The sequence below is a fragment of the Pseudomonas sp. IPO3774 genome (genome assembly GCF_013386835.1).
Taxonomy (GTDB): domain Bacteria; phylum Pseudomonadota; class Gammaproteobacteria; order Pseudomonadales; family Pseudomonadaceae; genus Aquipseudomonas.
The window spans coordinates 44288-52168 of sequence record NZ_JACAQY010000055.1; the positions used below are offsets into that span (position 1 = coordinate 44288).

Consider the following 7881-nt stretch of genomic DNA (forward strand, 5'->3'; position numbering starts at 1 on the left):
AATGAGTGGCCATGCAAGCAGAACTGATTGTCGACGCCCGCAACGCCGTGGGTGAATGCCCGGTGTGGGTACCCGGGGAAAACGCCCTGTACTGGGTGGATATTCCCACAGGCGAACTGCAACGCTGGAACGCCACCAGCGGCCAGGCGCAGGCCTGGAAAGCTCCGCAGATGCTTGCCTGCATCGCCCGCACCTCGGCGGGCGATTGGGTTGCGGGCATGCAAACCGGGTTTTTCCGGCTGACGCCCCACAACGATGGCAGGCTCGACACTGCGCCCCTGGCCAGCGTCGAGCACGCCCGCCCGGACATGCGCCTGAACGATGGCCGCTGTGATCGCCAGGGCCGGTTCTGGGCCGGCAGCATGGTGCTGAACATGGCCGAGAATGCAGCCGACGGTGCACTGTACCGCTACGAAACAGGCCGGGCGGTTCACACCGCACTCAACGGCTTCATCACCCCCAACGGCCTGGCCTTCAGCCCGGACGGGCGCACGATGTACCTCTCGGATTCGCACCCGTTGGTCCAGCAGGTCTGGGCCTTCGACTACGACATCGACAGCGGCACACCGTCCAATCGGCGGCTGTTTGTGGATATGCACCAGTTCCTCGGCCGCCCCGACGGAGCCGCCGTGGATGCCGAAGGTTGCTACTGGATCTGCGCCAACGATGCCGGGCTGGTCCACCGCTTTACCCCCGACGGCCGTCTCGACCGCTCACTGGCCGTGCCGGTGAAAAAACCCACCATGTGCGCCTTCGGTGGCAACCGCCTGGACACCCTGTTCGTCACCTCGATCCGCGACGACCACAGTGCCCAGTCGCTGGCCGGCGGCGTGTTTGCCCTCAACCCCGGGGTCACCGGATTGCCGGAGCCGACCTTCATCCTCTAGCTGCATCGCTGTGCCTTGAATAAAACAATAACAAGACTGGAGAGACACCCCATGGACTTCAAACGCACTTTGCTCCTCGCCGCACTCCCCTTCACCTTCGTCTTCGCCGGTGCCGCCCACGCGCTGGAAATCAAATTCGCCGACATCCACCCCGCCGGCTACCCCACCGTCGTCGCCGAAGAACAGCTGGGTAAAACCCTGGTGGCCGAAAGCAACGGCGGCCTGACCTTCAAGATGTTCCCCGGCGGCGTGCTGGGCTCGGAAAAGGAAGTGGTGGAACAGGCCCAGGTCGGCGCGATCCAGATGGCCAGGGTCAGCCTCGGCATCGTCGGCCCGGTGGTGCCGGACGTGAACGTGTTCAACATGCCGTTCGTGTTCCGCGACCAGGTGCATATGCGCAAGGTCATCGACGGCGAGATCGGCGATGAAATCCTCGCCAAGATCACCGACTCCGAATTCAACCTGGTGGCGCTCGCCTGGATGGACGGCGGCACGCGCAACCTCTACACCAAGAAACCGGTGCGCAAGATCGAAGACCTCAAGGGCATGAAGATCCGCGTGCAGGGCAACCCGATCTTCATCGAAACCATCAACGCCATGGGCGGCAACGGCATTGCCATGGACACCGGCGAGATCTTCAGCGCCCTGCAGACCGGCGTGATTGACGGCGCGGAAAACAACCCGCCCACCCTGCTGGAACACAACCACTACCAGAACGCCAAGTTCTACAGCCTGACCGGCCACCTGATTCTGCCCGAGCCCATCGTGATGTCGAAAATCACCTGGAACAAGCTCACCCCCGAGCAACAGGTGCTGGTGAAGAACACCGCCAAGGCCGCGCAGATCCAGGAGCGCGAGCTGTGGGACGCCAAGTCTGCCAGCAGTGAAGCCAAGCTCAAGGCTGCTGGCGTCGAGTTCATCGACATCGACAAAAAACCGTTCTATGAGGCCACCGCTTCGATTCGCGACAAGTACGGCGCGCCCTACGCCGACCTGATCAAGCGCATCGAAGCCGTCGAGTAACCCTTTTTCCTCTCATAGATAAGGCCCGGCGCGGTCGGCATCGACGCGCCCGGTTACGGTGAACGCCATGAAGAATTTACTGCTGCGCATCAACGACCGCATTTACATGAGCTGCATCTGGATCGCCGGCCTCGCCGTTCTCGGCGTCGCGCTGATCATTCCCTGGGGCATCTTCGCCCGCTACGTGCTCGGCACCGGCTCCAGCTGGCCGGAGCCCACCGCCATCCTGCTGATGCTGGTGTTCACCTTTGTCGGCGCCGCCGCCAGCTACCGCGCCGGGGCGCACATGTCGGTGGCCATGGTCACCGACCGCCTGCCGCCCGGCCAACGCCGAATCGTCGGCATCGTCTCGCAATTGCTGATGGCAACCATCTGCCTGTTCATGACGATTTGGGGCAGCAAATTGTGCCTGTCGACCTGGAACCAGTTCATGAGCGCCATGCCGACCTTGCGGGTGGGCATCACCTATATGCCGATCCCGATCGGTGGCTTGCTGACCCTGGTTTTTGTGCTGGAAAAACTCCTGCTGGGTGACCAGAGCAACCGTCGGGTCGTGCGCTTCGACCTGGTTGAAGAAAGTGAAGGGGCTGCCTGAATGGACGCATTGATTCTGTTGGGCAGCTTTATCGCCCTGATCCTGATTGGCATGCCGGTGGCCTACGCCCTGGGGCTTTCTGCGCTGATCGGCGCGTGGTGGATCGACATTCCGTTCCAGGCCCTGATGATTCAGGTGGCCGGCGGGGTGAACAAGTTTTCGCTGATGGCGATTCCGTTCTTCGTGCTGGCCGGGGCGATCATGGCCGAGGGCGGCATGTCGCGCCGGCTGGTGGCGTTTGCCGGGGTGCTGGTGGGGTTTGTGCGCGGCGGCCTGTCCCTGGTGAACATCATGGCCTCGACGTTTTTTGGCGCGATCTCCGGCTCGTCGGTGGCCGATACGGCGTCTGTCGGTTCGGTGCTGATTCCGGAAATGGAACGCCAGGGCTATCCCCGTGAATTCGCCACCGCCGTCACCGTGAGCGGCTCGGTACAAGCCTTGCTGACGCCTCCGAGCCACAACTCGGTGCTCTACTCCCTGGCGGCGGGCGGCACCGTGTCCATCGCCTCGCTGTTCATGGCCGGCGTGGTCCCGGGCCTGCTGATGAGCGCCTGCCTGATGGTGCTGTGCCTGATCTTCGCGAAAAAGCGCAACTACCCCAAAGGCGAAGTGATCCCCCTGAAACAGGCACTGAAAATCTGCGCCGACGCATTGTGGGGCCTGATGGCCATGGTGATCATTCTTGGCGGGATTCTGTCGGGCATCTTCACCGCCACCGAGTCGGCGGCGATTGCGGTGTTGTGGGCGTTCTTCGTGACCATGTTCATCTACCGCGACTACAAATGGAGCGAGCTGCCCAAGCTGATGCACCGCACGGTGCGCACGATCTCCATCGTGATGATCCTGATCGCGTTCGCCGCCAGCTTCGGCTACATCATGACCCTGATGCAGATCCCGGCGAAGATCACCACGATGTTCCTGACCCTGTCGGACAACCGCTACGTGATCCTGATGTGCATCAACGCCATGCTGCTGTTGCTGGGTACGGTGATGGACATGGCGCCGCTGATTTTGATCCTCACGCCGATTTTGCTGCCGGTGATCCTGGGGATTGGCGTCGACCCGGTGCACTTCGGCATGATCATGCTGGTGAACCTGGGGATCGGCCTGATCACCCCGCCGGTGGGTGCGGTGTTGTTTGTGGGGGCGGCGGTGGGCAAAGTCAGCATCGAGAAGACCGTGAAGGCGTTGCTGCCGTTTTATGGCGTGCTGTTTTTGGTGCTGATGGCCGTGACCTACATTCCGGCGTTGTCGTTGTGGTTGCCGGGGTTGGTGTTATAAGCCCCACACTGCGTGTAGCGAGGGAGCTATTGTGGAGAGGGAGCTGCTGTGGCAAGGGAGCTTTCTGTGGCGAGGGAGCTTGCTCCCGCTGGAGTGCGAAGCGCTCCCGCTTTTTTTGGGGCCGCTCCGCAGCCCATCGGGAGCAAGCTCCCTCGCCACACAAGCATTCATCATTCAATAGGTCTGCTGACACTCATGATGCTTGAACTCGAAGACAACCTGACCCACCTGACGCTGGCGCCAGCGTTGGGCGGGAGTATCGTCAACTGGACAGTACGCAGCAGCGGCCAGCCGTTGCTACGCCACACCGATCAACAGGCGCTGGCCAGCGGCCTGCCGGGGAAGCTTGCGTGCTTCCCGCTGGCGCCCTGGTCGAACCGGGTTGCCGAAGGTGGCTTTGATAACCCATCAGGGTGGTTGGGACTTGAGCCCAACAGCCCGCTGGACCCGCTGCCAATTCATGGCAGTGCCTGGCAACAGGTGTGGCAGGTGGTCAGCCAGACGTCAGACGAAGTGGTGTTGCAACTGGACAGCAGCACACCCTTTGCGTATCGCGCCGAGCAGCGAGTTCAGTTGAAGGGCGGCAAGTTGAGCATCACCTTGCGCGTCACGCACCTGGCGGAAACGGCGACGTGGCATGGGCTGGGATTGCATCCGTATCTACCCCGCAGGCCGGGCACGCAATTGCAGGCAAAGGCTTCGCAGGTATGGATGAGTGATGCGGCGAAATTGCCGACAGGCCTGGCTGCCGTACCCGCCGAGTGGGATTTTCAACACCCAGAATCGTTGCCCGAGACACTGGTGGACAACGGTTTTTGCCCGTGGGACGGGCGCTGCGTCATCCAGCAGCCAGACCTGGGTTACACCCTGGAATGCCAGGCCACCGGCAGCGACTATTACCTGCTGTATTGCCCGCCGGGGCTGGATTTTTTCTGCTTCGAGCCGGTGAGTCATCCGGTGAATGCCCATCACCTGCCGGGTAGGCCGGGATTGAAGCTGTTGGAACAAGGCCAGTCGGCAGAACTCAGTTTCAGCCTGCAATACAAAACCCTCTAACAACACAAAGCCCGCTCCCACATTTTTGATCTCCATTGTGTCTTAGGGAGGGGTGTTTTTCAGGCGCCCCGCCGTGTCGATACTCACCACCACCGATAACCCCGGTCGCAGCCGTTCACTCTGCTCCTGCCCCGGATCCACGGTAATCCGCACCGGCACCCGCTGGGCGATCTTGACGAAGTTGCCGGTAGCATTGTCCGCCTGCAACAGGCTGAACTCCGACCCGGTCGCCGGGGAAATGCGCTGCACCGTGCCGTGAAACTTGCGGTGGTCCAGGGCATCCACGGTAAAGGTCACCGGCTGGCCAACCTGCACGTTGTCCATCTGGGTTTCTTTCATGTTGGCGATCACCCACAGCTGGTTCGGCACCAGCGCCATCAACTGCGCGCCGCTGTTGACGTAGGCCCCGAGGCGCACGCCAATCTGGCCCAGTTGCCCGTCACGCGGGGCGATGATCCGGGTGTTCGACAGGTCGATACGCGCCAGCTCCACTGCCGCATCGGCACTGGCCACCGCCGCCTCCAGCGAACCGCGATTGACGATCACTGTCTGCAAATCCTGCCGGGCGATTTCCAGGTTGGCCTGGGCCTGGGCCACGGCCGCAATGGTTTGCGCATTGGCGGCGCGGGTCACGTCCAGCTCGCGTTTGGACACCGACCCATCGCTGATCAACTCCTCATTGCGGCGCAAATCCGCGGTGCTTTTGCGGGCCTGGGCCTGGCTGTCCATCAAGGCCGCCTGACGCAGCTTGATGGTCGCCTCGGCGCTGTTGCGTTGCTGCACCACATTGGCCAGGGACGCCTGCTGCACCGCCAGTTGCGCCTGGGCCTGATCAAGGCGCTGCTTGTAGATACGGTCATCGAGGCGCACCAGCAAATCCCCGGCCTTGACGTACTGGAAGTCCGTCACCGGCACTTCATACACGTAGCCGCTGAGCTGCGGCCCGATGATCGTCACCTGGCCGCGCACCAGGGCGTTTTCGGTGGTTTCCACGGCGCTGCTGAAGGGCGGCAACTGCCAGGCGTAGAGCACGATCAGCACGCCGATAATCGCAATCGCGGCAAAGCCCATGGAAGAGATGATGCGCACCCGCAAGGAGCGCGGTTCGGTGGCCGGCATGCTCGGCGGCGCGGTGCCTTCCGGCGTGGAAGCGATGGCGTTGGTGGTGGTCGTGGTCGGTTCGGTCATGAAGAAAGTGCGCCGCTGGGTTGAACGGGAGGCGCTGCACTGGCGGCAGCTTTAGTGGTACTCATCAGCCAGAGGCTGCGGATAAAGATCCAGATCATGGTGAGTATGGCGATGATCGCGATCAGCATGAACACATCGTTGTAGGCCATCACATTCGCCTCGCGTGTGGCGGCCGTGGCCAGGCTGCGAATGCCCATGAGGTTGCGCAGCTCGGGGTCGGCGATCACCCCGCCATAGGCCGAGCCGCCGCTGGCCACCCGTGCGGCCACACGCGGGTCGAGCAGGGTCAGGTGTTCGACGATCATGCTGGAATGGAATTTCTCCCGCACGATCTGGAACGTACCGAGCAATGCCGCACCGATGAGGCCGCCGAGGTTCTGGCAGATCCCGAACAGCACCGAGAAACTCACCAGGTTCCTGGGGTTGGTCAGTACGTTCTTCGTGCCCAGGACCATGGTCGGCCCGAGGAAGAACGTGCCGCCAAAGCCTAGCAGGAACTGGCTGATGTACATGTTTTGCGGACGCGTGAGGTTGCTGGAGAAACTGTCCATCACCGAGCCCACTGCCATGAAGGCCAGGGAGATGATCAGCGGCATCAGCAAATGCGCGGGGTTGATGGTCAGCGCGCTCACGGCCAGGCCGGCAATCGCCCCCGCCAGCATCACCCAATACAGCGTGCGCATCTGCTCGTTGCTCATGTTCAGCATCTGCATGAAGCCCACGGCGCCGGTGGACTGCTCCGAGAGCACCATGCGAATCAGCACCACCGCCAGCGCCAGGCGAATCATCGCCCCGCTGCCCAGCCAGCGGGTCATCAGCAACGGGTTGGAGCGGTTATGCTCGATGGCCAGGCCGGCCATGATCAGCACCAGCGAGCAGGCCGAGGCGATACCGATCCACGGCGCTTCCAGCCACCAGTCGATACGGCCCAGGGACAGCACCGCGCAGAGCAAGGCGACGCCGGTGGCGAGGATGGCGAAGGTCAGGAAGTCGAGTTTTTCGAAGGTCTTGAAGCGGTCGCCCGGTGGCAGCTTGAGCAGGAACACACAGCCCAGGCAGGTCAGCGCCATGCCCAGTTCGAACAGGTACAGGCCGCGCCATTCGGCGATTTGCAGCAGGTCTTCGGAGAACAGTCGGGCCAGGGGCAACGCCAATTGCGCGGTGCCCAGGCCGAGCACCAGGGCTTTCATCCGCCACTTTGCGGGAAAGGCCTGGATCATGTAGTAAAGGCCCAGGGAACTGAGGGCGGCGCCGACCATGCCGTGGGCCGCGCGTACGGCGATGGCCGAGCTGAGGTCGTTGACGAACAGGTGGCCGAAGGTGACCAGGGCGTAGAGCACCAGGAACACTTCGGTGAACGCACGCAGGCCGAATTGCTGACGGAATTTTACCAGCAGCAGGTTCATGGAGACGTTGGTCATGACGTAGGCGGCGGGGAGCCAGGCCATCTCGGCCGTCGTGGCCCCCAGGGCGCCCTGGAGGTACACAAGGTTGGCGATCACCAGCGAGTTGCCGAGGCCACCGGTGATTGCCACCAGTACGCCAACGAGGGCGTAGGCCCAGCGCTTGCGGGTGGAATGCAGCGGCGTCGACGGCGAGCCCGGCAGGCTCGGGCGCTCGTGGGGCTGCCAGGTGTGGGGGGTGTATTTGTCCATTCGGTGGCCTTGATGACCGGCGTTTGGGGCCGGTGGAACGGTTACTCAGGGAGTAGTAAACCTGAGTGGAGTTCAACTTGCCATCTTGGGAGGGATTTGGGCGGTTGGGGTGCATATCCGTTGCTGCGGTAACGGCTGCTTATGGTTCCGCTCTTACAGCGGCTCACTTCTTAACAGCGCAAAAGTAAGCAAAACG

General features: G+C 62.5%; 7 protein-coding genes. 5 read left to right on the forward strand and 2 right to left on the reverse strand.

Annotated features, from left to right (window positions below; genetic code table 11):
• The first annotated feature begins 11 nt into the window (after nt 1–11).
• The 5 genes from HYE77_RS26220 (at nt 12) to HYE77_RS26240 (ending at nt 4842) form a co-directional block, all read left to right on the forward strand.
• The gene (locus tag HYE77_RS26220; RefSeq protein ID WP_177041568.1) at nt 12–887 is read left to right on the forward strand and encodes an SMP-30/gluconolactonase/LRE family protein; all 876 of its coding nucleotides are present in this window, start codon (nt 12–14) and stop codon (nt 885–887) included.
• A gap of 51 nt (nt 888–938) precedes the next feature.
• Nucleotides 939–1910 carry a TRAP transporter substrate-binding protein gene (locus tag HYE77_RS26225; protein ID WP_003207815.1) on the forward strand — a complete coding sequence of 324 codons (972 nt, stop codon included), beginning with the start codon at nt 939–941 and terminating at the stop codon, nt 1908–1910.
• 67 nt (nt 1911–1977) lie between these two features.
• A complete protein-coding gene (locus HYE77_RS26230) occupies nt 1978–2505 on the forward strand; it encodes a TRAP transporter small permease (protein ID WP_003207813.1) in 528 nt (175 codons plus the stop codon).
• The gene (locus tag HYE77_RS26235) at nt 2506–3786 is read left to right on the forward strand and encodes a TRAP transporter large permease (RefSeq protein ID WP_003207810.1); all 1281 of its coding nucleotides are present in this window, start codon (nt 2506–2508) and stop codon (nt 3784–3786) included.
• Nucleotides 3787–3981: 195 nt separating this feature from the next.
• Entirely contained in the window at nt 3982–4842 is an 861-nt protein-coding gene (locus HYE77_RS26240) for an aldose 1-epimerase (protein ID WP_177069809.1), read from the forward strand.
• Nucleotides 4843–4884: 42 nt separating this feature from the next.
• Here HYE77_RS26240 and HYE77_RS26245 read toward each other — a convergent pair whose 3' ends face one another.
• Both HYE77_RS26245 and HYE77_RS26250 read right to left on the reverse strand, forming a co-directional pair.
• A complete protein-coding gene (locus HYE77_RS26245; protein WP_003207807.1) occupies nt 4885–6030 on the reverse strand; it encodes an HlyD family secretion protein in 1146 nt (381 codons plus the stop codon).
• Nucleotides 6027–7685: an MFS transporter gene (locus HYE77_RS26250; RefSeq protein ID WP_003207803.1), complete on the reverse strand. Its 1659-nt coding sequence runs from the start codon at nt 7683–7685 to the stop codon at nt 6027–6029. The genes HYE77_RS26245 and HYE77_RS26250 overlap by 4 nt, the downstream gene beginning before the upstream one ends.
• Between the last annotated feature and the right edge of the window lie 196 nt (nt 7686–7881).